We start from the raw sequence: 1,766 nt of genomic DNA, 5'->3' as shown, positions 1-1,766 counted from the left end.
TCGGCGACTTCACCCGCGGGCTGGAGGGCGAACCGGAGGCCGGGGGCGCGGACGACGCGGCGGAGCCGAAGGAGCCGGACGCACAGGCCCCCGGCGGGGACGGGGCAGCCGGAGCGATAGCCCCGGAAGGCTCCGCCCACCGCCGACCGGGCGGCGGAGCAGCGGAACCGGCGAATCCATCATCGGGCGAGGAGGACTGACGTGGCGCAGCGAGCGGACATGGACTGGATGCTCCGGGATCTGGCCGAGAGCGTCCCCGAGACCCGGCACGTCGTGGTCCTGTCCTCCGACGGGCTGCGGATGGCACAGCACGGCACCGAGCCGGACACGGCCGACCGGCTCGCCGCCGCCTGCGCCGGGCTGCAGAGCCTGGCGAAGTCGATCGCGAGCGTGTTCCCGGACAGCAACGGCAAGATGCGGATGCTGGTCATCGAGGTCAGCGGCGGCTTCTTCTATCTCATGGCCGCGGGCGCCGGGGCGTACTTGGCGGTCGCGGCCGACGAAGGGGTCGACGCGGGCCTGATGGGCCAGCGCATGCGCGATCTCGTGGCACGCATCGGGGCACACCTGACAAGCCCACCGCGGAGCGACGGACAGGCCATATGACGGAAGCGGACCACGAGTGGCACGACGACGGTCCCGAACGGCTCTACGTCATCACCGGCGGACGCAGCGGAACCGCCGCCCAGGGCGCACTCGACCTGGTCACCCTCGTCATATCGCGGGCGCAGCCGGTGCCCGGGATGCAGCCCGAGCGCGCGGCCATCGTCCGGTTGTGCCGTGCGCCGCTGTCCGTCGCCGAGCTGACCGCCTATCTGCGCCTGCCCTTCAGCGCGGTGGCGGTGCTCGTCGCGGACCTGATGGCGGAGGGCGCGGTCGAGATCCGCTCCTCCGTGCCGCCCGTGGCAGACCTGCGGCTTCTCGAGGAAGTAATGGATGGACTCGAACAGCTTTGACGCAGTCGTGGGTCCGCGCAGCGAGGACCTCCTCCCGGCGTCGGCCACGACGTCGGTCAAGGTCGTGGTCGTGGGCGGGTTCGGCGTCGGGAAGACGACCATGGTCGGCGCGGTCAGCGAGATCGAGCCGATGACGACCGAGGAGACGATGACCCGGGCCGGCGAGGGCGTGGACCACCTCGCCGGCGTCCCGGACAAGAGCGAGACGACCGTCGCCATGGACTTCGGCCGGATCAGCCTCAACGAGCGGATGGTGCTCTACCTGTTCGGCGCGCCCGGCCAGCAGCGCTTCTGGTTCCTGTGGCAGGGCCTCTTCGAGGGCGCGCTCGGGGCCGTGGTCCTGGTCGACACCCGCAGGCTCGAAGCCTGCTTCGACGTGCTGGGCCGGCTGGAGGAGGGCGCGGTGCCGTTCCTCGTCGCCGTCAACCGCTTCCCGGACGCCCCGTACCACTCCCTGGACGAGATACGGTCCGCGCTCGACCTGCCCGAGCACGTGCCGCTCATCACCTGCGACGCGCGTGACCGCGACTCCTCCCGCAGCGTCCTGAAGTCCCTGGTGCGCTTCCTGCACTCCATCGCCCTGACCACGGAGGCGTCCTGACGCCCGATCGGGCCCCGAGGTAGCCGCAAGAGGTTTCAACCGTGCCCGTACGCCCCTATGTTGGGGCGGCCCCCCACGCGTCGCTCAGGACTGGCACCGCTCACTGGGAGGCCCCTTGTCTCGTTTCACCAGCACCCCGGGTTTCAGCCGCCGCCGTTTCCTCGCGCTCGCGTCCGGGGTGCCCCTGGCCGCCGCGCTGCCCGTCGCCG

At 71.6% G+C, this 1,766-nt stretch carries 3 protein-coding genes and 1 pseudogene; all 4 read left to right on the top strand.

Going from position 1 to position 1,766, the window contains the following annotated elements; translation table 11 throughout:
• Positions 1-200: pseudogene (locus tag H5J30_RS36100) on the top strand (ATP-binding protein); the annotation flags it as partial.
• Positions 201-219: 19 nt separating this feature from the next.
• Entirely contained in the window at positions 220-606 is a 387-nt protein-coding gene (locus H5J30_RS31125; protein ID WP_018838691.1) for a roadblock/LC7 domain-containing protein, read from the top strand.
• Positions 603-956, top strand: a complete 354-nt coding sequence (locus tag H5J30_RS31120) for a DUF742 domain-containing protein (RefSeq protein WP_181790863.1) — start codon at positions 603-605, stop codon at positions 954-956. The genes H5J30_RS31125 and H5J30_RS31120 overlap by 4 nt, the downstream gene beginning before the upstream one ends.
• Entirely contained in the window at positions 937-1,557 is a 621-nt protein-coding gene (locus H5J30_RS31115) for a GTP-binding protein (protein ID WP_181790861.1), read from the top strand. Before H5J30_RS31120 ends, H5J30_RS31115 begins: the two co-directional genes overlap by 20 nt.
• Positions 1,558-1,766 lie beyond the last annotated feature (209 nt).

Origin of the sequence: Streptomyces phytophilus (assembly GCF_013870535.1) — a bacterium.
Classification (GTDB): domain Bacteria; phylum Actinomycetota; class Actinomycetes; order Streptomycetales; family Streptomycetaceae; genus Streptomyces; species Streptomyces phytophilus.
The sequence above is the reverse complement of the archived record's forward strand: the minus strand, read 5'-3'. Positions and strand labels throughout refer to the sequence as shown.

Excerpts from the sequence above, each read along its gene's own strand:
- H5J30_RS31115 (WP_181790861.1), top strand. The coding sequence starts at position 937 with ATGGACTCGAACAGCTTTGACGCAGTCGTGGGTCCGCGCAGCGAGGAC.
- H5J30_RS31125 (WP_018838691.1), top strand. The coding sequence starts at position 220 with ATGGACTGGATGCTCCGGGATCTGGCCGAGAGCGTCCCCGAGACCCGG.
- H5J30_RS31120 (WP_181790863.1), top strand. The coding sequence starts at position 603 with ATGACGGAAGCGGACCACGAGTGGCACGACGACGGTCCCGAACGGCTC.